Origin of the sequence: Acinetobacter sp. YH12200 (assembly GCF_013418175.1) — a bacterium.
In the GTDB taxonomy this organism is placed as follows: domain Bacteria; phylum Pseudomonadota; class Gammaproteobacteria; order Pseudomonadales; family Moraxellaceae; genus Acinetobacter; species Acinetobacter pseudolwoffii.
The window spans coordinates 1-25,597 of the sequence record NZ_VPCO01000029.1 but is presented as its reverse complement, the minus strand read 5'-3'; the positions used below and the strand labels follow the sequence as shown (position 1 = coordinate 25,597).

General features: G+C 38.4%; 25 protein-coding genes and 1 pseudogene. 12 read left to right on the top strand and 14 right to left on the bottom strand.

The window, feature by feature from the left end; all coding sequences use genetic code 11:
- The coding region (locus FTU90_RS14295) for an IS5 family transposase (RefSeq protein WP_180072971.1) at positions 1-573 on the top strand (573 nt) is incomplete at its 5' end.
- 156 nt (positions 574-729) lie between these two features.
- Here FTU90_RS14295 and FTU90_RS14290 read toward each other — a convergent pair.
- The 11 genes from FTU90_RS14290 to rfbB all read right to left on the bottom strand — a co-directional run bounded on the left by FTU90_RS14290 (position 730) and on the right by rfbB (position 12,001).
- Positions 730-1,683, bottom strand: a complete 954-nt coding sequence (locus FTU90_RS14290) for a GNAT family N-acetyltransferase (RefSeq protein ID WP_180072969.1) — start codon at positions 1,681-1,683, stop codon at positions 730-732.
- Between the two features lie 81 nt (positions 1,684-1,764).
- The gene (locus FTU90_RS14285) at positions 1,765-2,919 is read right to left on the bottom strand and encodes a glycosyltransferase family 4 protein (protein WP_180072967.1); all 1,155 of its coding nucleotides are present in this window, start codon (positions 2,917-2,919) and stop codon (positions 1,765-1,767) included.
- On the bottom strand, positions 2,919-3,785 hold the full coding sequence (locus FTU90_RS14280) for a glycosyltransferase family 2 protein (protein ID WP_180072965.1): 867 nt from the start codon (positions 3,783-3,785) through the stop codon (positions 2,919-2,921). Before FTU90_RS14280 ends, FTU90_RS14285 begins: the two co-directional genes overlap by 1 nt.
- Positions 3,786-3,787: 2 nt before the next feature.
- Positions 3,788-4,930, bottom strand: a complete 1,143-nt coding sequence (locus FTU90_RS14275) for a hypothetical protein (RefSeq protein ID WP_180072963.1) — start codon at positions 4,928-4,930, stop codon at positions 3,788-3,790.
- Positions 4,931-5,080: 150 nt separating this feature from the next.
- Positions 5,081-5,968, bottom strand: coding sequence for a glycosyltransferase (locus tag FTU90_RS14270; RefSeq protein ID WP_180072961.1), 888 nt, complete (start codon positions 5,966-5,968; stop codon positions 5,081-5,083).
- Positions 5,965-7,224 (bottom strand): O-antigen translocase, encoded by a 1,260-nt coding sequence (locus FTU90_RS14265; RefSeq protein ID WP_180072959.1) that lies wholly within the window; start codon positions 7,222-7,224, stop codon positions 5,965-5,967. The genes FTU90_RS14270 and FTU90_RS14265 overlap by 4 nt, the downstream gene beginning before the upstream one ends.
- A complete protein-coding gene (locus tag FTU90_RS14260; RefSeq protein WP_180072956.1) occupies positions 7,225-8,340 on the bottom strand; it encodes a DegT/DnrJ/EryC1/StrS aminotransferase family protein in 1,116 nt (371 codons plus the stop codon).
- A 96-nt stretch (positions 8,341-8,436) separates the two neighbouring features.
- The gene (locus FTU90_RS14255) at positions 8,437-9,528 is read right to left on the bottom strand and encodes an acyltransferase (protein ID WP_180072955.1); all 1,092 of its coding nucleotides are present in this window, start codon (positions 9,526-9,528) and stop codon (positions 8,437-8,439) included.
- Between the two features lie 114 nt (positions 9,529-9,642).
- Positions 9,643-10,056 carry an FdtA/QdtA family cupin domain-containing protein gene (locus tag FTU90_RS14250; RefSeq protein ID WP_180050547.1) on the bottom strand — a complete coding sequence of 138 codons (414 nt, stop codon included), beginning with the start codon at positions 10,054-10,056 and terminating at the stop codon, positions 9,643-9,645.
- A gap of 5 nt (positions 10,057-10,061) precedes the next feature.
- Complete coding sequence (gene rfbA / locus FTU90_RS14245) at positions 10,062-10,937, bottom strand: glucose-1-phosphate thymidylyltransferase RfbA (RefSeq protein WP_074383752.1); 876 nt, start codon at positions 10,935-10,937, stop codon at positions 10,062-10,064.
- A complete protein-coding gene (gene rfbB, locus FTU90_RS14240; RefSeq protein WP_180050488.1) occupies positions 10,937-12,001 on the bottom strand; it encodes a dTDP-glucose 4,6-dehydratase in 1,065 nt (354 codons plus the stop codon). Before rfbB ends, rfbA begins: the two co-directional genes overlap by 1 nt.
- 741 nt (positions 12,002-12,742) lie before the next feature.
- Between rfbB and FTU90_RS14235 the strand changes: the two genes are divergently transcribed.
- The 11 genes from FTU90_RS14235 to FTU90_RS14185 all read left to right on the top strand — a co-directional run bounded on the left by FTU90_RS14235 (position 12,743) and on the right by FTU90_RS14185 (position 23,099).
- Positions 12,743-13,819, top strand: coding sequence for a polysaccharide biosynthesis/export family protein (locus FTU90_RS14235; protein ID WP_005173647.1), 1,077 nt, complete (start codon positions 12,743-12,745; stop codon positions 13,817-13,819).
- Positions 13,820-14,253: 434 nt separating this feature from the next.
- Positions 14,254-16,437 carry a polysaccharide biosynthesis tyrosine autokinase gene (locus tag FTU90_RS14230; protein ID WP_180072953.1) on the top strand — a complete coding sequence of 728 codons (2,184 nt, stop codon included), beginning with the start codon at positions 14,254-14,256 and terminating at the stop codon, positions 16,435-16,437.
- Between the two features lie 165 nt (positions 16,438-16,602).
- Positions 16,603-17,307 carry an FKBP-type peptidyl-prolyl cis-trans isomerase gene (locus tag FTU90_RS14225; protein ID WP_005094756.1) on the top strand — a complete coding sequence of 235 codons (705 nt, stop codon included), beginning with the start codon at positions 16,603-16,605 and terminating at the stop codon, positions 17,305-17,307.
- 48 nt (positions 17,308-17,355) lie between these two features.
- Positions 17,356-18,045, top strand: coding sequence for an FKBP-type peptidyl-prolyl cis-trans isomerase (locus tag FTU90_RS14220; protein ID WP_005173644.1), 690 nt, complete (start codon positions 17,356-17,358; stop codon positions 18,043-18,045).
- 163 nt (positions 18,046-18,208) lie between these two features.
- Complete coding sequence (locus tag FTU90_RS14215; RefSeq protein ID WP_180000602.1) at positions 18,209-18,943, top strand: dienelactone hydrolase family protein; 735 nt, start codon at positions 18,209-18,211, stop codon at positions 18,941-18,943.
- A gap of 94 nt (positions 18,944-19,037) precedes the next feature.
- Positions 19,038-19,397 (top strand): HIT family protein, encoded by a 360-nt coding sequence (locus tag FTU90_RS14210; protein ID WP_005268188.1) that lies wholly within the window; start codon positions 19,038-19,040, stop codon positions 19,395-19,397.
- A 161-nt stretch (positions 19,398-19,558) separates the two neighbouring features.
- Positions 19,559-20,587 carry an A/G-specific adenine glycosylase gene (mutY, locus tag FTU90_RS14205; RefSeq protein ID WP_180072951.1) on the top strand — a complete coding sequence of 343 codons (1,029 nt, stop codon included), beginning with the start codon at positions 19,559-19,561 and terminating at the stop codon, positions 20,585-20,587.
- 69 nt (positions 20,588-20,656) lie between these two features.
- Positions 20,657-21,199, top strand: a complete 543-nt coding sequence (locus tag FTU90_RS14200; protein ID WP_005173640.1) for a M23 family metallopeptidase — start codon at positions 20,657-20,659, stop codon at positions 21,197-21,199.
- A 15-nt stretch (positions 21,200-21,214) separates the two neighbouring features.
- Positions 21,215-21,460, top strand: coding sequence for a hypothetical protein (locus FTU90_RS14195; protein WP_004728896.1), 246 nt, complete (start codon positions 21,215-21,217; stop codon positions 21,458-21,460).
- A gap of 24 nt (positions 21,461-21,484) precedes the next feature.
- Positions 21,485-22,066: a DNA-3-methyladenine glycosylase I gene (locus tag FTU90_RS14190; protein WP_004728898.1), complete on the top strand. Its 582-nt coding sequence runs from the start codon at positions 21,485-21,487 to the stop codon at positions 22,064-22,066.
- A 4-nt stretch (positions 22,067-22,070) separates the two neighbouring features.
- Complete coding sequence (locus FTU90_RS14185) at positions 22,071-23,099, top strand: NAD(P)-dependent alcohol dehydrogenase (protein ID WP_005094772.1); 1,029 nt, start codon at positions 22,071-22,073, stop codon at positions 23,097-23,099.
- Positions 23,100-23,509: 410 nt separating this feature from the next.
- On the opposite strand, the gene FTU90_RS14180 is transcribed toward FTU90_RS14185, so the two are convergent.
- The 3 genes and pseudogenes from FTU90_RS14180 to FTU90_RS14170 all read right to left on the bottom strand — a co-directional run.
- Positions 23,510-24,154, bottom strand: a complete 645-nt coding sequence (locus tag FTU90_RS14180; RefSeq protein WP_180072949.1) for a hypothetical protein — start codon at positions 24,152-24,154, stop codon at positions 23,510-23,512.
- Between the two features lie 58 nt (positions 24,155-24,212).
- Positions 24,213-25,034 carry a 4-hydroxy-tetrahydrodipicolinate reductase gene (gene dapB / locus FTU90_RS14175; protein WP_005173632.1) on the bottom strand — a complete coding sequence of 274 codons (822 nt, stop codon included), beginning with the start codon at positions 25,032-25,034 and terminating at the stop codon, positions 24,213-24,215.
- Positions 25,035-25,483: 449 nt separating this feature from the next.
- Positions 25,484-25,597, bottom strand: a pseudogene (locus tag FTU90_RS14170) (IS5/IS1182 family transposase); the annotation flags it as partial.

Here is a 25,597-nt window from a genome sequence, read left to right as displayed (position 1 = left end):
GACTCTACGGGTTTAAAATTTTTAGGTGAAGGTGAATGGAAGCGTAAGAAACATCAGCCTGAATACCGTCGGCAATGGCGTAAACTGCATATTGGTATAGATGCTGAAACACTGCAAATACGTGCCGTTCAGCTTACGACAAATAATGTCAGTGATTCACAAGTACTAGGTGATTTACTGGATCAAATCCCACCAAATGAGCGAATAGATTCTGTCTATACCGATGGGGCGTACGACACGAAGTGCTGCAGACAAGTGATTTCAGATCGTCAAGCACATGCAGTAATTCCACCCAGGAAGAATGCCAAGCCCTGGAAAGATTCTAAAATCAGTTCAATAGAACGAAATGAGTTACTTCAAACGGTTAAGCATTTAGGCAGAACCCTATGGAAAAAATGGTCGGGCTATCACCGTCGCAGTTTGGTGGAAACCAAGATGCATTGCATCAAATTATTAGGAGATAAGCTGACGGCAAGACATTTTCAAAGTCAGGTCAATGAAGTTCATGCGCGTGTGGCAGTTCTGAATAGATTTACGGAATTAGGCAGACCTCACACCCAAGTTGTCACTTAAATTTGAATGGATTGGGGAAAACTCAGCTTTTGAATGTTTATGCAACAAAGCCGTATGAAACACTAAAGAAAAAAATAAAAAGAGGCAGAAAATTCACCTCTTATAAAGTATTGATTTATGCTTCAAGGTGGAGATATTTCTATATGAGTTCGGTCACTATATATCTATACTATAAAAATCATGTACAATCGCACGAGCACCAAAACTTTCTTTTTGATTAATCAGTCCTGTATTTAAAAACTTTCCTTCTTTTTCATTTGAGATACCAAAATCAAATATCTTAGTAGACTTGATATTTTTATTGATTAAAAAATCGATTAGAATATCTAAGGCTCTTTCTTCCCTTCCCTTATCATTACTGGCTAAATACTGTAAATGGACTACTTTCTCAGTTTCAAAAGTCACTGCTGCTGCAACAATCTGACTTTCAAAACAACATTTATAAGCCCTTATGTTATTAGGGAATCTACTTTTTAATAAATCTATTTCCGTTTCATTATGAACTGGCTTTTGATGATGATGTTGACCTAAGACTTCACGAATAACTTCCCAGACTATGCTTGGCTGTTCGACTTCTTCATAAGTTAATCCAGATTTTTTTGCTTTATTGATTGCCCATTTTTTAGATTTTGAATAGTAAATTTTTTCCTGTAAGTTAATAGAAGTACTAATATCCCGACGATAGAGCCTTGCTTCATTTAGAAATAAAGCATATAAATCCTCTTGAGCAGGATAATGATGATAAATATTAGGTATACATTTATATATAATTTTTTTAATATAGTTCTCTTTTAAAAAACCTTTTAACTGAGAAAAAAGACTTAACATATCAATAGCACGACAATCCCTATCAATCAAAAAACCACCAAATGTTAAGCCTTGATGACTATAAAAAATATTATCTTTAATATTTCCAGGCAATAAAGCCACGATTTTATCTTTATCATTTTTAAACATTAAAGAAAAGTCTTCAAATCGATCAGAATGGTAGTCCATAAAATTCCGATTAAACATGAAATGATAATTTTTACAGTTTAATAAAAAATCATTCCATACTTCTTTATCAGCATCTTCATATTTTTTTATTTGAAAACTTACAGCTTCTTTCACCGTAATCTCCTTTATCATTATAAATTTTCATAAGGTATAAAATCTAAATAATATTTTTTAAAAATAATTATTAAAAAAACCTTAAGATTTATTAATTCCTAGTATTTTGGATAATCTATAATTAATCAAATCTGCATTAAAATTTTTTTTAGCATATAAAAATCCTTGATATCCCATCTTATTTACTTGTTCAGGATGCTCTATAAAATAAATCATCTTTTTTACTAATGCAGCCACATCCCATTTTGGAATCAAAAAACCTGTTACTCCATCTACTACTGTTTCATTGCAGCCTGGTACATTAGTAGTAATGACTGGCCGACCTATAGCCATCGCTTCTTGTGTACTGCGAGGAACCCCCTCTCTATAATAGGAGGGTAATACAAAAACCGCACTCTCACGTATTCGTTGATCTACATCTTTAACGAAGCCCGCATATTCTATAATTCCTGTTTCTATCAATTGATCTAATTCTGTCTGCTTTAAGCCGGTTGGGTTTTCGGGATCTAGTCCCCCTATAATTTTAAATTTTATGTCAGGATATTTTTTTTTAATTACTTTAGCAGCTTCTAAATATTCAAATATACCCTTTTCAGCAATTAACCTGGCAATAAAGATAAAAGATAATCTTTTTTGATCATCCCATTTCGTATAAAAATAGTCATTTAAATTAAGACCAATAGGTCCCAAAACTTCAATTGCATTCTGTTTATACGGAAGATTATAACGATGAACGAGATCTTTAGGATCATCGCGATTTAGAAAAATAATTTTATCTAAGTATGGAAATGCAAGCCGATATAAAGAGATTTGTACAAAGCGTATGAATTTAGCCTTCAAACTTTGACCATTTTTATGAATGGTAAAAGGAGAGCCTAAGCCTTCAATCATGCCATAGATATAAGGAACTTTATTCTTATAAGCAGCCAAAGTTGCATAAATAACGGGTTTTGTTGAATATGAAAATACAATATCAGGTTGAATTTCCTTTATTTTCTGAGTCAGCTGATAAGTTGAATATAGATCAGCCAATGGATTTAACCCTCCACGACTAAGTTGATAGGTTACAAGAGTAACTCCTAAATTTTCTATTTTATCCAACCAGTCATTGCTATATTCAGACACGAAAGCATAAACATGATAATTCTGGGCTAAACAGGACAAAATGAAATCTTTACGAAAGCCATAAAGATTAGATGCTGTTGTACCAATAATAATAATTTTTTTAGAGATCATTACTTTATACGCTCTATAATTTCTAATTGTGAAGCATAAAAATCTTTATCCTGATCAGAGACAGATGTAATCCTACGTATTTGTAGAACTTGCATTAAATTCAGGAAATTTAATATTCTCACTACAATTTTTTTGACTTGAAATTTTAAAATAATTTTATTTTTGTCTATATCAGATATAGTATTCTTATAATATTTTTTAATCACTTTAATTTGGGTATTATAACCACGGACCATTTTTTCTTTTTTTACATTTTCTACTTCTCTATAAAAATACAAGGGTTCTTGCATAACCAGATAATTAAAATCATTTTTTATAGCTGCCGAGAGCCATAATTCATAATCTTCAGCTAAGCAGTTATCGATTTGATAAAGATTTCTTTGACACCATACCTTACGTGCAAGAAGTGAAGGATGTAATAAATTGGTCAGACCTTGTAAAATTTCTTTTGGCTGCATTTGGTGATTAGAAAAGATTCTTTTTCCTAAAATTTCATTTTTATTGCCAATGGAATATAAGCTGGTTACCACTAAGTCAATTTCTGGATTTTCATTCAAAACTTTAACCTGTTTTTCCAGCCGGTCTACTGCCATTAAATCATCAGCATCCATACGTGCGATAAGGTCATATTTTGCTTCATTAATAATCTGATTTAAGCGGTAAGGCAATCTTCTATTGTACCCATCAGAAATGATACGGATTCGAGGATCGACAAATGACTGGGCTATCTCTAAAGACCGGTCTGTTGATCCATCATCTACCAATATTAACTCCCAGTTTTTAAAAGTTTGAGCCAGTACTGACTTAATCGCATCTTCCAAGTATTTTTCTGCATTAAAAAATGGAATTCCTATAGAAATATACATATTTATTCTTCCTTATTATTATTTGAAAATAGTAAAAAAGCCGCCAATAAAAACCAGAAAATAAGCGTTCTTGCACTATAAGTGGTAAACCCATATAACATTGGCCCTAATAATATTATTTTGTTTGAAAGTGAAAGTTTCTTGAATATTTGATATAAAAATATTAAAAATAAGGATATGCCTACAATTCCATAATAAAACAAGATTCCTAACCAAGTTGAATGAATTTCATTGCCTGTGGGGTTATATAACCAGTGAGCACCTTGCCCAGCCCCAAAAATCAAATATTGAGGATAATCAAAGAAACTAAAAAGACCGCGTCCTTCTACTTGGCTATCTCTTTGATCTAATCCTTCTACAAATCGTAATACAATATTATCAAAAGCCCCCATGTTATATAAAAAGTAGCTTAAAACACCAAAAAAAACCAAGGTCCCAAAGAATACAAATATTCTTTTATTGAGTTCTCCTTTTTGGCTAAATATAAATCCTAGCGTTAACATTAAAAAGCCAACAGAAGCAGATCTTGACATGGTCAATAAAATCAGAAATAAGGCTAACAAATAAACGACTATTTTTTTAAAGTTGCTTCCAGAAATATATAAATAAATTGCACAGGTACTGAGCACCCAAAATGCCATTTGATTAGGATCATTAAAAAGACCATTGTATCGTGGGTCAAAATCATAACGACCTAAGTTACTTGCCCAGATAATAATTTCAATGACATAGGAGAAAGGAATAAGAAATAATAGTTTTTCATGGAAAAAATTAATCTGAACCTGATTCAGGTTCATCATTAATAAAAAGAATAATAAATTAAAGATCCAGTAAACAGTCGACATCATATAACTGGAATCTAGAACGATTAAATACCAGGAAAAATTCACACAAATTGCATATGCGACAAACAATAAAATTGTATTAGAGTATTCAATATTTATTGAAGAACTTTTATTAAATAATAATAAAATAGCCCCCATAATAAAAATGTGACTAAACTGCGGAACCCCACTTGACCAAAAATAAAACTGAGATAAAAAAAATGAAAACAATACAAGATATACAACCACTTTATCTCTTATATTACTATCACTTAAAAAAATAATGTTATTTTTTGAATTACTTTCATTTAAAATAATCATTATCCATTCCTTTTATATTATCTGATGCTTTAAAAAAGCAAAAGAACTGATTAATATTTCATATTATTAATTTTATTTTTTTGATTTAGTATTTTTTAAAAATATTAATACCTTTTTAAAATTAATAATATTGATTAAACTTAATTTTTATTAAAATTCTTTTTTAATGAATAACCAGTAAAAAAATCTGAAAAAATCATATGTAAAAATTTCAGATGGATATTCTCTCAAAATTCCTAGCATTTTTTCTAATGATTTCTTTTTGGATATTAACCCTAATTCAAACGCATTTATCCATAACGCTCTTTTTTTTGCTTTATTAAAAAGTATATGATTTTGGTACTCATTTAAAATCATCATTCTTGAATCATGCATGAGAGAGGTTTGCTTATGCATATTATTATCATGTAGCCTGTATTTAGCAAACAGGACGGGAAGATAACATAACTCCCCTTCTTGTGCTAAAAGCAACCACATATACCAGTCTTCAATTTTTACCTCAGCATCATAACCACCGATTTTTTTCAAAGCTTTTGAGCGAATCAGTTGTGTCGTGGCTGGCAAATCATGTTCTAATAATAAAATTTGTTCAAAACTATAGTTTTTTCTTTTTTTAATTCTATTTTTCACCTGATTAGAATCATGATCAATAACTGATATTCCTCCAAACACTGCTATACAATTTTTGTTATGCTTTAAAAATTCGGATTGTATTTTTATTTTATCTTCCAAGATTATATCATCAGAAGCGAGAGAAGAAAAATATTCTCCCTGTGCCCATTCTAAGGCTTCATTCAAGGTTGCACTCAAGCCCTTATTCGCTCGATGCCTAAATTCAAACCGGGTGAATCGTTTTTCACATCGTGGAATCAGTTCTTGTATTTTTTCTACTGAAGAATCTGTAGATCCATCATCAATGACAATTAACTCAATATTCTGATAAGACTGGTTAATGACACTCTGGATACTATCACACACAAATTTTTCATGATTATAACTTGGTATAATGACAGAAACTAAAGCTTGGCCATTTATCATATTATCTCTCTTTGTTTTAATGATTTAAATATAAAAAAACTGATGATGATCCAATACATCCCATAATTTATGAAGTGGGCCATTGAAACACCTTCAAATCCAAAAAGCTGGGTACATACATAGGTCAAAGCAATAAGAGACAAGGTAAATATAATCTCTGTAGAGATGTACAGTTTGGTCATGGCTTTGCTTAGCATCAAATAAGCCAGTATCCAGCTTCCTATTTTTAATGCATCCCCCATCATTTGCCAAAAGAACAGGCTCTGCATGGGTGCGAAAGATGGACTGAATAAGACCTTGATAATCCAGTCACGCAACACAAAAATGACTACTCCGCCTGCCACAGCCAGTGGAAAAAGAAACTTATAGCCTAAATAAACTTCTTTCTTAATTTCATCAATCATCTTGAGTTCTGACAAGCGCGGTAAGTAATAGACTCCCAATGTTGTTGTAACCACCATCAGGTATACGGTGCTTAGACGGATCATGGCTTCCCAGTAACCGGCATACGCCAGGCCAAATTCCTGACTTAAATAGGCTCGAATTAACATTTGCGATAAAGGCACACAGATCGCACTGACCAATGCCATCCAGATAAAAGAACTAAATTTTTTAGTAATTTCTAAGTCTATTTTTCCAAACAGAGAGGAAAACTTAAACCAGTCCGCTCGATAACACAGAAATAACGTCACTATAAACGCAATAGATTGATAAATGGATAATGCAATTAAGGCACCATATAAATGTAATTTTATTGCTAAAATACTCGTAACAATAAGCGCAAATAAACTACCCGCAATATTGGCAAGTACCAGCTTTAATATTTCTTTTTTGCCATTGAGTATCGCTAAAAACAGGGTATTAAAATTAAAGAATAATAAAAATACTGCAAACCATACAAAAACTGTTTGATATTCAAGTGCATGAAATATATAAAGTGATAGCTGCCTTTGGAAAATTAAAATTAAAAATGCGAACATCAGACTAAATACAAAAACAATACTGCCTGCTGTTTTCCAGATTGCACGTTGTTTGCTTTCATCTTCATGATATTCAGCAGTATATTTAATGACTGCGGTATTAATTGCACTACCCGCAAAAGTAGTCACCATTTGAATAAAATTTTGGAATTGACCTAAAGCTGCATATCCAGTCGGCCCCAGATATACAGCCAGAATTTTATTCAGTACAAACAGGGTTATGGTCTTAATCAGGACCGCCACCCCATTCAGTACACTGGTCTGAAGTAAATTCATCTATATTTGAAAACCATTACATAACTGAACAACTTGCTTTGCTTCATCCATGGATAAAGTAGGCCCTATCGGCAAGCTCAAGACCTGCGCATGAATTTGTTCTGAAATTGGTAAGTTTAAGTTATTCCATGCTTTATAAGCTTGCTGCTTATGGGGCGGAATCGGATAATGAATCAATGTCTGTACCCCATGCTCTGCCAAATATTTTTGTAATTCCTCCCGATATCTGGTCCGGATCACAAATAAATGCCAAACATGCTGCATATCAGTTGCGGTATTTATATTTTTAAGTGGAAGCACAATGGCTGGATTCTGAATTTCTTTTAAATAGAGATCTGCAATCTGACGACGATGCTGGTTTTCCTGATCTAAAAATGGCAGTTTTACATTCAGGATAGCCGCCTGAATTTCATCAAGGCGACTATTTACTCCCATGACCAAATTTTTATATTTTTCATGTGAGCCATAATTACGTATAGCCTTAAGCATATGGGCCAATTCAGCATCATTGGTGGTAATTGCCCCGGCATCACCCAGCGCACCCAGGTTTTTTCCTGGATAAAAACTGAAGCCTGAAGCATCTCCCCAATTCCCTGCTTTTTTACCCTCGATTTCAGCGCCATGGGCTTGTGCCGAATCCTCTAAAACCAGTAAATTATGTTTCTTGGCAATCGCCATAATTTCTGGCATGGCAGCAAGCTGTCCATATAAATGAACAGGCAAAATTGCCTTTGTTTTGATGGTAATCGCGGCTTCAATTTTTTTAACATCAATATTGAACGTATGGATATCCGGTTCGACCAATACCGGTTTCAGATGATTCTGTGAAATTGCCAAAATACTTGCAATATAGGTATTTGAAGGTACGATCACTTCATCACCTTCATTCAGTTTACCCAGTTCTTTCCATGCACGCAGGGTCAGAATTAGAGCATCCAATCCATTGGCGACCCCTATGGCATACTCTGTACCACAATAATTCGCAAAATTTCGTTCAAAATCCTCTAACTCTTTGCCACAGATATACCAACCAGAATCAATGACCTGTGTACAAGCTGCTATAAGTTTGTCACGGTATTGAGCATTTATCGCTTTTAGCTCAAGAAAAGGTATCATTCTTATCAATCTCGTATAAAAATTTGTTATTCATTTTTTAATTTCACATTTATCAAAACTAATCTATTGATATGAATTAAAGTGAAAACCCCAATATTATTTATTCAGTTCATAATTCTTAGATTTAAAACTTGGCTCTAATAAAAATTTCTTCATCTTTCTATTTAGAGGCTTTTCAATATATTTATACATTATAAAGCTGGCTATTAAAGTCACAATAAATATAATCAATGAAAATAACATTAAATCTATATCAAATAAAAACATCTTTTTTATATAATTTAAAACTTGTATTTCCAAAACATGAAGCAAATAAAAACAAAAACTTATTTCTCCCGCCAAAACCATATATTTATTTGATAAAAACTTGGTAATAATACTTTTTTCATTAACAACATGAGACAATGCAAAAACAAGAATGATGGTGGCCATAGGTAACCAATAATAAATTGAGTATCTATAACTGGTATCTATCTTGCTATGAAATACAAAGAATAAGATAAAAAGTAAAATCGCTCCTGATTCAAATACAAAAGTAGGTATCTTCATTTTAGAATAATTAACTTTTATTTTATCATAAAGATCAAACAGGATAATACCAAGTAAAAAATCTGAAAAACGTACCCATGGTGAAATGTACAACCAATAGTGATTCTGGCTTTTATCAAGCTGCATATTCAAAACCAGAATAGCTATAAGATAAAAAATAAATATATAGCTTCTTATTTTTTCAGAAATTAAAAATGCAAATGGAAAAAGTAAATAGAAGAACAATTCATCGGAAATGCTCCAGGATGGAGAGTTTAATGAAAAATGAATATTTTCTTCAGAGAAAAAACTTTGTATTAGAAAAATGTGTTGAATTAAGTATTCCCATCCTTGTCCAGACTGGCTAAAGGTCAACAGGAGTACAATTGCCGTAGTTGCTATATGTACTGGATATACTCTTGCTAAACGAGAAATATAAAACTCTTTTTTTGAAACATTTCCTCTAAAAAATTTTTCTTTATAGTTATAGGATAAAATAAATCCGCTTAATATAAAGAAAAAACTGACACCTAAAAATCCTTCGTCAAAAATACTGTTAAAAATATTTGCATAATGTGTGTCATTTTTTAAAAAGGCCAAATGACTAAGAAAAACAAATAGCGCAAAAAACATACGCAATGATGTAAGCGGCTTAATCATCTCATACATCTCCTTCATATTTATTATTATTTAAAATTCTATTTTCTGAAGTCTCTTGAGTAACAAAGCCATCATACTTGTGAATTATTTTTCTTAATTTTATGATCTCATTTTCTATGCAATAAAAGTTTTATCTGCTTCTTTTAAAAACTGGTCGTAATTACGGATATAGTCACTTTCATCATAATAATCGCTTGCCAATACCAATAAGATGCAATCTTCAGAAAAATCATGCATTTCATGCCAAACCATGGGCGGAATTAATAATCCTTTATTGGACTGACTTACGCACACTTCTTGTTTTTCTTTACTGTTATCCATTAATATTTTACAGCTGCCTTGAATACAAAACCCAATTTGTTGAAGCTCTTTATGTGCATGAAACCCGCGAGGAACATCAGGCTGAGCGCCAAAAATATAGTAGAGCCTCTGTATATGAAAGGGAATATTCCGATTGGCTTCAGCGACCACCAAACTGCCACGATGATCTCCCAGATTAGGTAAATCAATCCATTCAATAAGATTCATCATGATTACCCCACCAAAGAAATCAGATATTGACCATAGCCATTTTTACTCATCGTTTGACCAATGGCTAACACTTGTTCTTTGCTTAACCAGCTATTATTCATTGCAATTTCTTCTAGACAGGCAACTTTATAACCCTGACGCTTTTCAAGGGTTTCCACAAATTGAGCTGCCTCAAGTAGACTTCCCTGTGTACCTGTATCTAACCAGGCAAAGCCACGTCCCAGCAATTCAACATTTAAATCACCACGTTCCAGATATGCCTGGTTAATGGAGGTAATTTCCAGTTCACCTCGCTCAGAAGGTTGTACTTGTTTGGCAATCTGAATCACATCATTGTCATAAAAATACAGGCCCGTTACAGCAAAGTTAGATTTAGGTTTTTCCGGTTTTTCTTCAATTGAAATAGCATGTTGCTGTTCATCAAATTCCACCACCCCAAAGCGTTCAGGATCTTTGACCTGATAGCCAAAAACAGTGGCTCCTTTTTGACGTTCAGCAGCCTGACGCAGCATGGGGGTAAAACCTTGCCCATAAAAGATATTATCGCCGAGCACTAAGCACACATTACTTTGCCCAATAAACTCTTCACCCAGAATAAAGGCTTGTGCCAAACCATCAGGTCGAGGCTGAATCGCATAACTCAGCTGCATGCCAAATTGTGAACCATCACCTAATAATCGCTTAAACCCATCAATATCTTCCGGGGTACTGATGACAAGAACCTCCTGAATACCGGCTAACATCAACACAGATAATGGGTAATAAACCATGGGTTTATCATAAATCGGAAGTAACTGTTTCGAGATTCCTTTAGTGATTGGATGCAAGCGTGTGCCCGAACCACCTGCTAAAATAATCCCCTTTGTTGATCTTGACATTAGACTGCCTCCCCTAAACGTTCACGCTGATAAGAACCATCCTGAACGCGACGGCACCATTGCAGATTATCCAGATACCACTGCACAGTTTTACGAATACCGGTCTCAAAGGACTCTTGTGGTTTCCAGCCAAGTTCACACTCAATTTTTGAAGCATCAATGGCATAACGTAAATCATGACCAGGCCGATCACTGACGAAGCTAATCAGGCTTTCATATATTTGGCCATTGAGTCGTGGCTTAAGTTCATCCAAGATGGCACAAATGGTTTTAACCACATCAATATTCTGTTTTTCATTATGCCCCCCAATATTATAGGTTTCACCGACCCTGCCTTTGGTCGCAACCTGATATAAAGCACGGGCATGATCTTCTACAAAAAGCCAATCCCGAATCTGCTGACCATTGCCATAAACAGGTAAGGATTTTCCATCCAGCGCATTTAAGATGATCAAAGGAATCAGTTTTTCAGGAAAATGATAAGGCCCGTAATTATTTGAACAGTTCGTAACCACGACCGGCAAACCATAGGTTCGATGCCAAGCACGCACTAAATGATCCGAGCTGGCTTTACTTGCCGAGTAAGGTGAACTTGGCAAATAAGCTGTGGCTTCAGTAAATAAGTCGGTTGTCCCCTCTAAATCCCCATAGACTTCATCTGTTGAAATATGATGAAATTTAAATTTAGACTTTTTGATTTCACCCGAATTTTGCCAATATTTTCGTGCGACCTCCAAGAGGGTATATGTACCTACAATATTGGTGCTGATAAATTCAGCTGGACCATCGATCGAACGATCTACATGAGACTCTGCTGCCAAATGCATGACGATATCTGGCTGAAATTCTGAAAATAATCGTGTTAAAGATACATGATCACAAATATCAGTTTGAGCAAATTGATAACGGGGATGAGCTGATATAGAAATTAATGACTCCAAGTTACCTGCATAAGTTAACTTATCAACATTTAAAACATGATGTTCAGTCGCTTTGATGATATGCCGGACGGTAGCAGATCCAATAAAACCAGCTCCACCAGTCACTAATATTTTTTTCACCATTCCCAGTATTCCTTTTATTTTTATTTTACTTTTCAAATATTTTTTTTAATTCATTGATGCCTTCTGGCATAGATATTCTTATTTGATTATTTATAACATATATTAATTTTATTCAACACACCACCTATAAAAATCTTATTCTCAAATATAGTTACATTTTATGGATAAGTATTTTTCTTATACCACTTACCCAATACTTTATAATTATTGTTTTTTTAAAACACTTTTCAACCAATAAAAATCAGCTCAAGCTTTACAACTACTGATATATTACTTTCAATTAATAAGAGATTATTAATTAACACTTCATTTATATAATTTAGCTAATGCCGAATAAATATATGTGAAATTTAATAAAAATAGAATCTAAAAAACCTTTAAAGTATACATAAATAATATGAAAATACTTTTATTATTACTAAGTTTTTGTTTTGTATAGTTATACTGTGATAATCACCTTAATCTGCAAGCAATAAAATTTATAAACAATACGTTTCACCTGAATAAACTAAGCAATACTTGTATCTCTACACCTTAATTTAATGGAAGTTTTAGATACTTCTTTTAATAAATGCTATTGATCTATTTTAATTCAAACGTATACTTAGAACTAAAAATAAGTATAGACAAGCTATATAATTTGTTATAACTTTTAGATGTTAATCACATAAACCATGTTAAAAAAATTAATAATTACGAATAAATACTAATTTTAAATATATAAAAATAAAGGGGTTTCAAGTGAACAATAGACACCTTATAGGCGTTTTAACCTTAAGCCTATCATTAGTCGGATGTGCAGCAACATCTGGCTTTCAAACCTATGATTTACCAGATGAAGGAATTTATCAAACCGAACTGGGAACTCAAGTTAATCTGGTAAAATTGACTCAGGACAATCTACCTGCAGTGCAGTCAGCCCAAACTCAAAACCTGAATCATTACGCACCTTTATTTCAGCATGAAATGCAGGATTATCGTTTGAATCCAGGTGATATTTTATCCTTTCAATTATGGGCCTACCCGGAAATTAGTGCAGTTCCAACAGCAACTGATAATACCAATGGTTATCAAATTGACCGAAATGGTTATATCCATTTTCCATTAATTGGACGCTATAAAACAGTAGGGAAAACCCTTCCGGAGGTTAATCGGGAAGTACGCCGACTATTAATTCCTTATTTAAACAATCCAGATGTGGTGGTGAGAGTACTTTCTTATCAAGGGCAGCGTTATTCAGTGGTGGGTAATGTGAAATCAGCTGGGCAGTTTTATTTGTCTGATCAGCCCGTGAGCGTTTATACAGCACTGGGTCTGGCCGGCGGCATTAACGAGCAAGGTAACTCTAGCTCTATTCAATTGGTGCGTCAGGGTGTGGCCTATGACCTCAATACAATTGCATTAGAAAAGGCAGGATATTCATTACATAAGCTGTTAATTCAACCCAATGACACCCTGTATATCAGTCCTCGTGAAAATCAGAAAATCTATGTCATGGGTGAAGCAGGCACGAATACCCCCTTACCCATACGTGACCAAGGGATGACTCTCGCGGATGTTCTCGGTGAAAGTGAAGGGATTAATCCCTATTCAGCCAGTGCTAGTCGCATTTACGTCTTACGTGACAATTCAAATAACCAAATGACTGAAATATATCATTTAAGTTTAAAAAATCTTGGAGATTTTGGCTTGGCCAAAAAGTTTAAAATGCACAGCAATGATATTGTCTATGTGGATGCCACAGGTCTGACTCGTTGGGAACGAGTGGTTAGCCAGATTCTTCCCTTTTCAAATGTTGCTGGTACAGCTATACGCTAGCAGGTAGTTCAGCTATGCATATTAAAAAGATTTTGGGGAGCTGTTTTGAAAATATTAACCATCGATTAATGACTGAATGTTTACTAACGAGATCTGCCCGTATTTGTAGATTAAATCTATAAATATAGATGGCTGAAGTAATGCTCAGCGCTGATCACAAGACAGCATTTTTACGTAATAGCATGGGATCTGCCTGCAACTCCATGTAGTTCAACACTAAATATGAAGCAGATTGAATAAAAATAATCTTATCCTGATCATCATAAAAATATCTGGGTTTACCAGACTAGATTTTTTTTGAGGGAACAATAAAGCCAGCATATTTGGGATTCATTTTTGCAGGGGCAGCAGGTCTTTGATGAAGTTCTGTAATTTAATTCAACACGACGTCATCGACTGGAAAAATCACTTTTAAACTTTTAGAAAGCAAAATTATGAACAAAAATAACAATACCGAAAATATGATTGACCTAAAAGGGGTGTTATTTTCCTTGTTTGCGCAATGGAAACTTATCCTCGTATGTGCCTTGCTCAGCGTGCTTGCTGTCCTGCTCTATTTACGCACTGTAGCGATTAATTATAAGGTCGATGCCATCGTCCAAGTCGAAGAAAGTAGAGGTGCCTCAGCTGCTTTATTGGGTAACCTTTCAAGTGTCATTGGACAAATGTCTTCATCTAATGCTGAAGTTGAGGTATTAAAATCACGCAATATTCTGGAATCAGTAATTAATCGCTTAAATTTGGATCTTCAGATTGCCAGTACTGAAGACACTTTTGTTCAGCGACTATTTCAAGGTGTAAATTATCAAACCGAATATCAACCTGAAACTGTGCGCTTTAAAGAGGGTCAAAAAAGCTTCGACATTCGACAGTTTGAAGTTCCTGCCGCCTATTTGGATAAAAATCTGCTACTGCAATTTCAACAACAGAGTTTTAGTCTGATCAATCCTGTGACAGAAGAAACCATTTTCAAGGGTGCACTGAACCAGCCAGTACAATTCAAGACTGCGCAGGGCGACTGGAAAATCGCGATCTTTACTCAGGATCCGCTAGATAGCAGTTATCAGGTGCAAAAGCTCTCTTTGCCCTCAGCGATTGATTCTATTCTTGCCAATTATTCAATTGTAGAAAAAGGCGAACTTAGCGGGATTTTGCAGCTTCGCTACCAAGGTCATGACAAACAGCACATCACCAAAGTTCTGAATACTATTTTGGCAATTTATAGCCAAAATAATATTACCCGTCGTTCGGCAGAAACTGCTCAGACCCTCGCTTTCTTGGATGCTCAATTACCGGATTTAAGAAAACAGCTGGATGATGCAGAGCGGGTCTTTAACCAATTCCGTCAACAGCATAATACTGTCGACATCACCCGGGAGTCAGAATTATATTTAAATCAGAGTGTGACTTTAGAAACACAACGAGCTCTACTCGAACAGAGACAGGCGGAAATAGGCGCTAAATATGCAGCAGCACATCCGACCATGCGAGAAGTTACTGCTCAACTTCGTGTGATTAATGGCAAGATTCGTGAGCTCAATACGGCACTTAAAAATCTTCCAGAAATACAACGCCAGTATTTACAACTGTCTCGTGAAGTCGAAGTCAAACAACAACTGTATACCAATTTGGTCAATTCCTACCAACAACTGCGAATTGCCAAAGCCGGCGAGATTGGCAATGTACATGTTATTGATACTGCGCTTGAACCGATTGACGTGATTAAACAGAAACAGCCATTAATTCTGTTCTTAACTTTTTGCTTCGGTACTTTCTTGGGAATTCTGGTGGCATTATTCCGCAATATGTTCCGTTCTGGAGTGAAAGATAGTAGCCAAATAGAATACCAACTGGATCTTCCCGTCTATGCCAATATTGCACACTCCCCTGTTCAGAAACCGGGACTGAAACTGCTGAAAAAGAAAAAACTGCCTTTCTTATTAGCCCTTAAACATAGTGATGATATGGCGATCGAAAGCTTGCGCAGCATCCGGACAGCAAGTCATTTCGCTCTGTCTCAGGCCAAAAACAATATTATTATGATCTCGGGTCCAGCGCCTAGAGTTGGAAAATCATTTGTTTCCAGCAATCTGGCAGTCATCATGGCAGAAAAACATAAACGCGTATTGATCATTGATGCGGACTTGCGTCGTGGTCATATACACAAATATTTTGATTTGGATAATCAATATGGATTAACTGAATACCTGAATGAGCAAATTACCTTGGAACAGATGGTGCAAAGCACCAATGTAGCAAACCTCAGCGTCATCACCTGTGGTGAAAATCCAGTCAATCCATCCGAACTTCTCAATTCGGTACGGTTTCAGGAATTACTGCAACACCTGACGCCACACTATGATCATATTATAATTGATACGCCTCCTGTCCTGGCGGTCACGGATGCGATCATCGTGTCCCGATATGTGGGACTCAATCTGGTGGTGGCCCGCTATGCAAAAACACAAATGAAGGAATTGGCACTGACAGTGAACCGTTTTAAACAAGCGGGAAGTACCGTAAATGGCTTTATCCTGAATGATATCCAGCGTTCAGCAGGTGGTAGTTATAGCTATGATTATACTTATAGCTATAAAACCAAAACAAAAACCAGTTGATCTTTTTGAATAAAAAAACCAGCCATTGCTGGTTTTTTTATTTTTTTAAAGCTCTACCAAACTGCGATATTTGCTTGCTAAAAAACCACCCATTCTGCAAGATTTCTCAAAATTTTCTGCTAAGATGGAATGAACCTCAACGATAACATTAGATTGGAATAATACATGAGCAAGGCCTTACCGATTGCTGTCGCTGTTCTTCTAGGCGGTGCCGCGCTAGTACCTGTTTACTATGCAACTCAAAACCCAGCTGCTCAAACGACTAAAGCATCTAAAGATGCCTCTGCTGTTTCTAAAATCAGCTATGCTCTCGGTTATGAAGTGGCTCATCAAACCCCACCTGAACTCGATATTAATAGCTTTGTGACAGGCGTACGTGAAGGACATGCGCGTACTGAACCGGCGTATACTGAAGAAGAATTACAGGCAGCTTACGAACAGTTCCAGAAAGAAATGCAGCAAAAGCAACTCGATAGCACTAAACAGGCACAAGCATCGAGTGACAGTTTCCTGACAGAAAATGCCAAAAAAGCGGGTGTAAAAACCACAGCTTCCGGTTTGCAATACCTAGTGACTAAAGAAGGCACGGGCAAACAGCCAGCTGCTTCTTCAATCGTGAAAGTCCATTACACCGGCAAACTGGTGGATGGTACTGTATTTGACAGTTCGGTTGAACGTGGCGAGCCGATTGAGTTTCCACTCAATCAAGTGATTCCAGGCTGGACTGAAGGTCTGCAACTGATGAAAGAAGGCGGTAAAGCGACCCTGTATATCCCATCTCAACTTGGTTATGGTGAACAAGGCGTGCCAGGGACGATTCCTCCACACAGTACTTTGATTTTTGATGTGGAACTCATTGAAGTCAAATAATCTATAAATAAGGAGAGCAATGCGCTCTCCTTTATTTTGAGAATAAATATGAAAATACAAATAAGCTTGATGGTTTTACTGCTAAGTTCTGGCAATCTGCTTGCCAAAGATGTGACCAATAAAAGCCCGGAAGCTGAACAGGTCGGTTATAGCTTTGGTTATCTGATGGGAAAAAGTAATGCCGACTCTTTGCAAGGGATTGATCTGGATGCTTTCAGTGCCGGTTTAAAAGCTGCTGCTGCCGGAAAACAATCCACTTTAACTGAAGAAGACATGGCTCGAGTGCTGACCCAGTTTAAACGTCAAAGTGAAGCCAAAGAGCTGATTGAATTAAAACAAAAAGCTGAAGAAAACACCAAAATCGGTCAGGCTTTTCTGACAGAAAATGCCAAAAAAGCAGGGATAAAAACGACTAAATCTGGCCTGCAATATCAGATTCTTCAGGAAGGCAAAGGCAAATCGCCAAAAGCCGATAGCAATGTCCGCGTACATTATGAAGGCCGTTTGATTGATGGCACGGTTTTTGACAGTTCAATTGCCCGTAATCAGCCTGTGGTCTTCCGTACCACCCAAGTGATTACCGGTTGGACTGAAGGCCTGCAACTGATGAAAGAAGGTGCCAAATACCGCTTCTTCATTCCTGCAGAACTGGCCTATGGACAAATTGGTTCAGGTGATGTGATTGAGCCAAACAGTACCTTAATTTTTGATGTGGAATTACTGGAAATTATGAAGTAATCAATACTGTTTTTTTAAATATTCAATCAGAGAGGCGCGATAGCGGCCTCTCTTTTTTATATGGATGAAGCATAATTAATCGAATGTTTTCATGTCACATTCAGATCAGTTTTGCTATGTTATATGTTAATTAAACGGTTCAACAAGAATAGAGGACGTCAGCATGGCAGCAATCAAGACCCGTGAAATTCATTATACTGCGCCGGATGGTAGCGCATTGATTGGCTATTTTGCCGCTCCAGAAACAGATACACCCCTTGCAGGTGTGCTGGTCGCACCAGAATGGTGGGGTCGTAATGAATATACCGAACAGCGTGCTCGCGAACTTGCAGAACATGGCTATGCGGCCTTGGCAATTGACATGTATGGTGACAAAAAAGTGACCACCCATTCTGATCAGGCCTACCAGTGGATGATGCAGACCTTTGAAGATCCGGACACCATCGTTGATCGTGCGACAGCAGCTTTAAATACCTTGGCAGCACAGGATGAAGTCAATGCAGAGAAACTTGCTGCCATCGGTTTTTGTTACGGCGGTAAAGTAGTGCTGGATCTGGCGCGTGCCAATGCCCCTTTAAAAGCAGTGACCACCTTCCACGGGACACTTGCTGCCAAAGCACCGGCTCAAGAAGGTCAGGTTCAGGCCGAAATTCTAGTCTTGCACGGTGAGCTAGACAGCATGGTCACCTTAGATGATGTCGCCAGTTTCCGTGAAGAAATGCATGCGGCCAACGTCGAGCATGAGGTGATTGTCTTTGAAGATGCCAAACATGGCTTTAGCAACCCGCTCGCCGACGAACGGGCCAAAGCCAATGGCGTGGATCTTGGTTACAATGCTGAAGCGGAACAAAAAAGCTTGGCGGCGATGTATGCCTTATTGGAACGTCATTTGGCTTAAATAGATATAAGTGCTCGACTTGAAATCAAGCTGAGCACTTTAAAGAATCATTGAAGAAAAGAACGATAAATCCTACCAGAGGAGAATGCTGACTATGGCTGAAACCAACTGCCCTTACTGTAACTATGACGAATATGATGTCATTGCTAAAAATGATTATGGTGTGGTGCTGCCTGAACCGAATTCATTATCCGAAGGTCACTGTGTAGTGATTCCACTCCGGCATGTGGCTTCATTTTTTGAAGTGACGGACAAAGAACGTAAAAGCCTGATGTCTTTGCTCGAACAGGCACGTAATGAGCTCAATTTACGTTACCAGCCCGCCGGTTTCCATGTCGGTTTTATTGATGGCGAAGTGTTTCAGGAAAAGGTCGAACATCTGCATATTCATATTATTCCGCGCTATAAAGACAAAGTATTGAAGCTGGATGAACGCTGGGGGATTAGCGACTAAATCTTTGCTGTTTTAAAATAAATGCTCTTCGGAGCATTTATTGTTTGTGTTATTAAGCTGATATTCATACACACTACTCGCGCAGTTTTTATCTACTTTTCACATTTCAGACCTGCCGATTCCGCTATAATGGCTGCTGCTTATTCGGTTGCTATTTATCCATGTTTGTATTTTCAGATGCCCTGTTAGAATGGTTTGATGTGCATGGTCGTCATGACTTGCCCTGGCAGGTGACAGATGATCCCTACAAAGTCTGGGTCTCTGAAATCATGTTGCAACAAACCCAGGTCAAAACTGTGCTGCAATATTATGAACGCTTTATCCAGCGTTTTCCCACTGTACAGGACTTGGGTCAAGCCTCTTGGGATGAGGTCGTACCGTACTGGGCAGGACTGGGCTATTATGCTCGTGCCCGTAACCTGCACAAAGCTGCCGGCATAGTGACAGCACAGCAGCAGTTTCCCCAAACTCTGGAACAATGGATTGCCTTGCCGGGGATCGGCCGTTCCACCGCTGGTGCCTTAATGTCACTGGGTTTACGCCAATACGGCGTGATCATGGATGGCAATGTCAAACGGGTCTTGTCGCGTTTCTTCGCGATTGAAGATGATCTGTCCAAACCTATCCATGAACGTGCCTTATGGCAACTGGCCGAAGAATTATGTCCGGTCGAACGTAATCATGACTATACCCAGGCGATTATGGATCTCGGTGCTACGGTCTGCACTCCGAAAAAACCTCTGTGCCTATACTGTCCGATGCAGCAACATTGCAAAGCGCATCAGCAAGGTCTGGAAAATGAATTACCATTCAAGAAAGCCAAAAAACCGGTGCCAGTGCGCTCAGCACAGGTCTTGCTGATTCAGTCCGGTGAAGAATGGCTCTGGCAACAACGACCGAACAGTGGCCTGTGGGGCGGACTCTGGTGCTTGCCGATTATTGAAAATGCCCATGAATTCGAACAGCAATGTCAGCAGCTTGGCCTGAAAAATATCCTCAAAAAAGTCCAGATCAGCCACAGTTTCACCCACTTCACCTGGCAGCTTGAAGCAATCGTTTTCGCAGTGGATCAGGATCAGCAGGAACATCTGGCAATTGAACTGCAAGGCAACTGGATGCGTCCAGAGACAGCCATTGATTGCGGTCTGCCGACAGCAATGAAAAAATTGATCTCTGCCGTTAACCTATGACATAGTCTGGACAAAGCATCATATCGATCAGCTCAGAATGAGCATTGCCAATATTTAAGGATGAATAACGTGCGCCAATACCTTGCTTTGACCTGGGTGGCTTTGATTGCCATATTACTGACCGCCTGTAGCAGTACGCCGAAACAACCTTCTTCTGCACAGTTAAATCCGCTACTGGTACAAAAACTGCAAAATAAGCGAATGCCTTCTTCACTGCCCATCCCGGTGGCACGTGTACAGGCACGTGAATTACAGGATACTTGGGGGGCGTCGCGCAGTCGCGGACGTTTGCATGAGGGCATTGACATCATGGCTCCACGTGGAACCAAAGTCTTTAGTGCCACAGAAGGTCTGATTGCAGATTTACGCAATAACAATTTGGGTGGTAAAGTAGTCTGGATTCTCGGTCCGGGCGGCTCCTGGCATTATTATGCACATCTGGATGGACATAAACGCGGCCTGAAAGTAGGTGATGCTGTCAAAAAAGGCCAGCTCATCGGCTATGTCGGCAATAGCGGTAATGCCCGACATACTGCACCACATCTGCATTATGGTATTTATTTACAGGGCAAGGGGCGCGGTGTGGTCAACCCCTACCCCTATTTACGTTAATTTTAGGATATTTACATGTCAGAAACGTTGATCAACCGTCTGGTAGAATTTGCTGAATCAGGCAATCAACAAAAAATCGTGCTGAATGGTCAAAGCTACCAGGGCTGGGTGATGGAAATTACCGAAGATGCGCTGCTGATCAGTACCGGTTATACCGACAAAAGTGGTAAAGACATGTGGATTCAATTTAGCGATCTGGATCAGGCTGAACTGTCGTACTGGGACAATCAGCAGGATCAATGGGCTGTGTTTAAATTATAAAACCATAAAAACAAGGAGCATGGCATGACTCTGCAACGCTGTGGCTGGTGCTCCAATGATCCGCTGTATATCACCTATCATGATCAGGAATGGGGACAAGCCCTGCTGGATGAAAATCGCCTGTTTGAAATGCTGTGTCTGGAAGGACAGCAGGCCGGTCTAGCCTGGATTACCGTACTCAGAAAACGTGAAGCGTATCGTGAACATTTTTTTCAATATTCCATTCAGTCGATTGCAGCACTTACAGATCAACAACTCGAACTCAAGCTTAAGGATGCCCGCCTGATCCGTCATCGTGGCAAGCTGCATGCCATTCGCGAGAATGCCCAAGCATGGCTCAAGCTGCAACAGCAAGACATCAATGTAGGGCAATGGCTATGGTCTTTTGCCCAGCAACCACGACTGAATAATGATGTTGCGGATTATCGTCAGGCAGCGGCACAGACTATCGAAAGCCAGATCATGTCAAAAGCCTTAAAAAAGGCCGGTTTTAAATTTGTCGGACCCACCATTTGCTATGCCTTTATGCAGGCCGTCGGTATGGTCGATGATCACGAAAATCATTGTCACTTTAAAACAATATATTCCCATTCAAAGAAGAGCTGAATTTATGTCGAATAATATTATCCACGCTTATGCTGCAATGTCAGCAGGTGCTGCACTCGAACCCTATCAATTCGATGCTGGTGAACTACAGCCACATCAGGTCGAAGTCAAAGTAGAATACTGTGGCCTGTGTCATTCTGATATTTCAGTCCTCAATAATGACTGGGGTTCATCCGTTTATCCGGTCGTGGCTGGACACGAGATTATCGGCATCATCACGCAACTGGGTGGCGAAGCCAAAGGCCTGAAAGTGGGACAACGGGTTGGCATTGGCTGGACTGCGGAAAGCTGCCAGTATTGCGATCCGTGTATTTCAGGTCAGCAGGTACTCTGTACTGGCGGCCAAGTGGCGACTATTGTCGGACATGCCGGTGGTTTTGCCGACAAGGTCCGTGCTGGCTGGCAATGGGTCATTCCCCTGCCTGAAGATCTGGATCCTGAAAGTGCCGGCCCTTTACTCTGTGGCGGGATTACCGTATTCGATCCGATTCTGAAACACCAGATTCAGGCTATTCATCATGTTGGCGTGATCGGGATTGGGGGTCTGGGTCATATCGCAATTAAACTGCTCAAAGCTTGGGGCTGTGAGATTACGGCTTTCACATCAAATCTGGACAAGACCGATGAGCTGAAAGCCATGGGCGCAGATCATGTGGTGAATAGTCGTGATGTCGCTGCCCTAAAGGCACAGCGTGGCAAGTTCGATTTATTATTGAGTACGGTCAATGTCACCTTGAACTGGCAGGCTTATCTGGCCACTCTGGCACCGAACGGTACAGTACATATGCTCGGTCTCCCTTTAGAACCGATGCAGATTCCGGCGGGCATGCTGATTGGTGGTGCCAAGTCAGTTACTGGTTCACCAACCGGTTCGCCGGCGGCACTGCGTCAGTTACTCCAATTTGCCGCACGTAAAAACATTGCGCCACAAATTGAAGTCTTCCCGATGTCACAGCTGAATCAGGCCATTGAACATCTGCATTCCGGTAAAGCGCGTTACCGGATTGTACTTAAAGCGGATTTTGAAGCTTAAACTCTGCCTGTTTCAATCTGTCAAAAAGACCCAGCAATTGGGTAATGCCAGTCAATTAAGGAATTGACTGGCATTTTATTTTTTAAATTCATGATCATACTTGATAGGTAGAAAAGTCATCCGCAACTGTTTGAGACATGAGGTGTATTGCACCGCAAGATTAAAAATGATTATTTCTGCGACAAATTTACTAGTCGATGGTGGCTGACGAGTTTTGCGGTGAGGAGTGTTGCTCCGCAAGATGCCTTCCTTGCGAAGCTTCGCTTCTCATTTGGGCGAAACCAAAGTAACAAATGATTTACAAGTATTTGATTTAGAACGTTAAGACTCCGTCGTGAATGACTAAAAAATTAAAGATTTTACTTATAAACTCCTTAACTGATCAGCATTACAGCAATTGGGTCTTTTTTTTATTGCAGGGCTTCAGGCAAAACTGCAAGGCCTGAAGGCTTGGCCAGTTCCGTCTTCATCTTCTGCAACATCTGATACGGCTGCTGCTGTACAAACATATTTACAAAAGTTAAGGGAATCGAGCCTTCCGGATAGGCATAACCATAAGTTGAAACCTTGACCTGATTATTGCCCAGCTTTTGAAAAGTCCAATCCCCCTGATAATCGGTCAAACGTACATAGTTCGGATTTAAGGGATAGCCGGTCTGAATGGCTTTATTCTTGATGGTGATCTGTCCATTGGCTTCCTTGATCATCTTGCCCTGCACAATCAGATCACGGTCTTTTAAGGGAAATGGAAAATCCAGCACCATATACAAAGTGAAATCGCCTTTTTTATCATCGCGGGACAAGACCTTGATGCTGCCCATATAGGGTACCCATTGTACCGCCTGCTCGATATCCAGAATCAGCGACACGGCATTTTCAATCGGGGCATGGTAGGTGGTTTCAGCTTTATACAGAAAGACCGGGTTTTGCTGGTTCTGATAAGTCCAGACCTTGATATTATTTTTATCAATACTAAGTTTGGTATTCTCGGCCGGCTTTGCCTGCGCAATGGCACCAAGCGCCACTGCACAGAGCAGGAAAATCATTTTTTGCATTTTATTATTCGTCTTATTTTAGTTTTAGATCTTTTTTATAAATGATTTTGACTGGATTTTAAACCTGAATATCGTTAAAACCCAGCACGTCTTTCATGTCATATTTACGTGCATCACGGCCGACCACCCAGGCAGCAGCACGTACTGCACCGCTGGCAAAGTTCATGCGGTTGGTGGCTTTATGGGTAATTTCCACACGTTCACCATCAGCAATAAACATGGCGGTATGTTCACCGACGATATCACCACCACGAATGGTCTGGAAACCAATGCTTTGACGCTCACGCGGACCGGTATGACCTTCGCGGCAGTACACAGCGTCTTCTTTCAGGTCACGGCCTAAAGCATCCGCAATCGCTTCACCCCACATAAGTGCAGTACCCGATGGTGCATCCACTTTATGACGGTGATGTGCCTCAATCACTTCGATATCCACCGTATCGCCAAAGACTTTCGATGCCAGTTCAAGCAGTTTAATCGATACGTTCACACCGACTGAATAATTCGCTGCATAAACCACAGGGGTTTCAGCTGCTGATTCATCTAAATAAGCTTTTTGCTCATCATTCATCCCCGTGGTACCAATCACGATGGCAACACCTGCTTCACGGCAAATTTTCAGATGATTGACGGTCGCTGCCGGTGCGGTGAAATCAATCACGACATCACAGTTTTTGACCACCTCTGCAAGACTACCCACCACCTTGACACCGACTGCACCAATCCCGGCAAGTTCGCCCGCATCTGCGCCTAATAAGGTACTTTCAGGGCGTTCTACTGCAGCTGCCAATTGATAACCGGCTTCATGCACAGCCTGAATGAGGATACGCCCCATACGGCCGCCTGCACCCAAGATTCCAATGCGTGGTGTAGCTGACATAACATAGTCCTGATGTTGATCCAAAATTGCTTTTACTATAGCAAAACTGCGGAATAACACTAAGATGCATTGCATAAAAATCAATGAAAAGATATGAAAGGTGTTATGAGCGATTTTTATATATCTAGAATTTTCTGATTAGATTGGCTTTATAAAGTTGTGGAACATTGCTCAAATAGTAAGCGTGGAACGTGAATAATCATAAAAAAAGCCCAATCGGTGAGGATTGGGCTTTTCAATACAACATAAACAACTGAATTAAAACAAATAATTTAAAGCATTTCGTATAAGGTGTATTATGTTAATTTTAGGAAAAATTAAGATTAAACTTCCTACATAAATCAAAAAACGTACAGTAATTGAAAAAACCACCCTATCACCCTAATCTAAGTAAAGATCAGAGTTGTTTGTTGTGTAGCTTAAAAAAAAGAAATTTCTAGGGTGTGTCCTCATTTGGCTTTGCACCAAATAAATATACAGGCTATACGAATCATAGATTTATAATTGCGTGCCAGTTTATCAAATCGAGTTGCAATAGCACGGAAATGTTTTAATCTCGCAAA

Coding starts and splice junctions, on each gene's coding strand:
- FTU90_RS14285 (WP_180072967.1), bottom strand. CDS start 2,919: ATGATCTCTAAAAAAATTATTATTATTGGTACAACAGCATCTAATCTT.
- FTU90_RS14280 (WP_180072965.1), bottom strand. CDS start 3,785: ATGTATATTTCTATAGGAATTCCATTTTTTAATGCAGAAAAATACTTG.
- FTU90_RS14275 (WP_180072963.1), bottom strand. CDS start 4,930: ATGATTATTTTAAATGAAAGTAATTCAAAAAATAACATTATTTTTTTA.
- FTU90_RS14270 (WP_180072961.1), bottom strand. CDS start 5,968: ATGATAAATGGCCAAGCTTTAGTTTCTGTCATTATACCAAGTTATAAT.
- FTU90_RS14265 (WP_180072959.1), bottom strand. CDS start 7,224: ATGAATTTACTTCAGACCAGTGTACTGAATGGGGTGGCGGTCCTGATT.
- FTU90_RS14260 (WP_180072956.1), bottom strand. CDS start 8,340: ATGATACCTTTTCTTGAGCTAAAAGCGATAAATGCTCAATACCGTGAC.
- FTU90_RS14255 (WP_180072955.1), bottom strand. CDS start 9,528: ATGATTAAGCCGCTTACATCATTGCGTATGTTTTTTGCGCTATTTGTT.
- FTU90_RS14250 (WP_180050547.1), bottom strand. CDS start 10,056: ATGAATCTTATTGAATGGATTGATTTACCTAATCTGGGAGATCATCGT.
- rfbA (WP_074383752.1), bottom strand. CDS start 10,937: ATGTCAAGATCAACAAAGGGGATTATTTTAGCAGGTGGTTCGGGCACA.
- rfbB (WP_180050488.1), bottom strand. CDS start 12,001: ATGGTGAAAAAAATATTAGTGACTGGTGGAGCTGGTTTTATTGGATCT.
- FTU90_RS14230 (WP_180072953.1), top strand. CDS start 14,254: ATGAACAAAAATAACAATACCGAAAATATGATTGACCTAAAAGGGGTG.
- FTU90_RS14225 (WP_005094756.1), top strand. CDS start 16,603: ATGAGCAAGGCCTTACCGATTGCTGTCGCTGTTCTTCTAGGCGGTGCC.
- FTU90_RS14220 (WP_005173644.1), top strand. CDS start 17,356: ATGAAAATACAAATAAGCTTGATGGTTTTACTGCTAAGTTCTGGCAAT.
- FTU90_RS14215 (WP_180000602.1), top strand. CDS start 18,209: ATGGCAGCAATCAAGACCCGTGAAATTCATTATACTGCGCCGGATGGT.
- FTU90_RS14210 (WP_005268188.1), top strand. CDS start 19,038: ATGGCTGAAACCAACTGCCCTTACTGTAACTATGACGAATATGATGTC.
- mutY (WP_180072951.1), top strand. CDS start 19,559: ATGTTTGTATTTTCAGATGCCCTGTTAGAATGGTTTGATGTGCATGGT.
- FTU90_RS14195 (WP_004728896.1), top strand. CDS start 21,215: ATGTCAGAAACGTTGATCAACCGTCTGGTAGAATTTGCTGAATCAGGC.
- FTU90_RS14190 (WP_004728898.1), top strand. CDS start 21,485: ATGACTCTGCAACGCTGTGGCTGGTGCTCCAATGATCCGCTGTATATC.
- FTU90_RS14185 (WP_005094772.1), top strand. CDS start 22,071: ATGTCGAATAATATTATCCACGCTTATGCTGCAATGTCAGCAGGTGCT.
- FTU90_RS14180 (WP_180072949.1), bottom strand. CDS start 24,154: ATGCAAAAAATGATTTTCCTGCTCTGTGCAGTGGCGCTTGGTGCCATT.
- dapB (WP_005173632.1), bottom strand. CDS start 25,034: ATGTCAGCTACACCACGCATTGGAATCTTGGGTGCAGGCGGCCGTATG.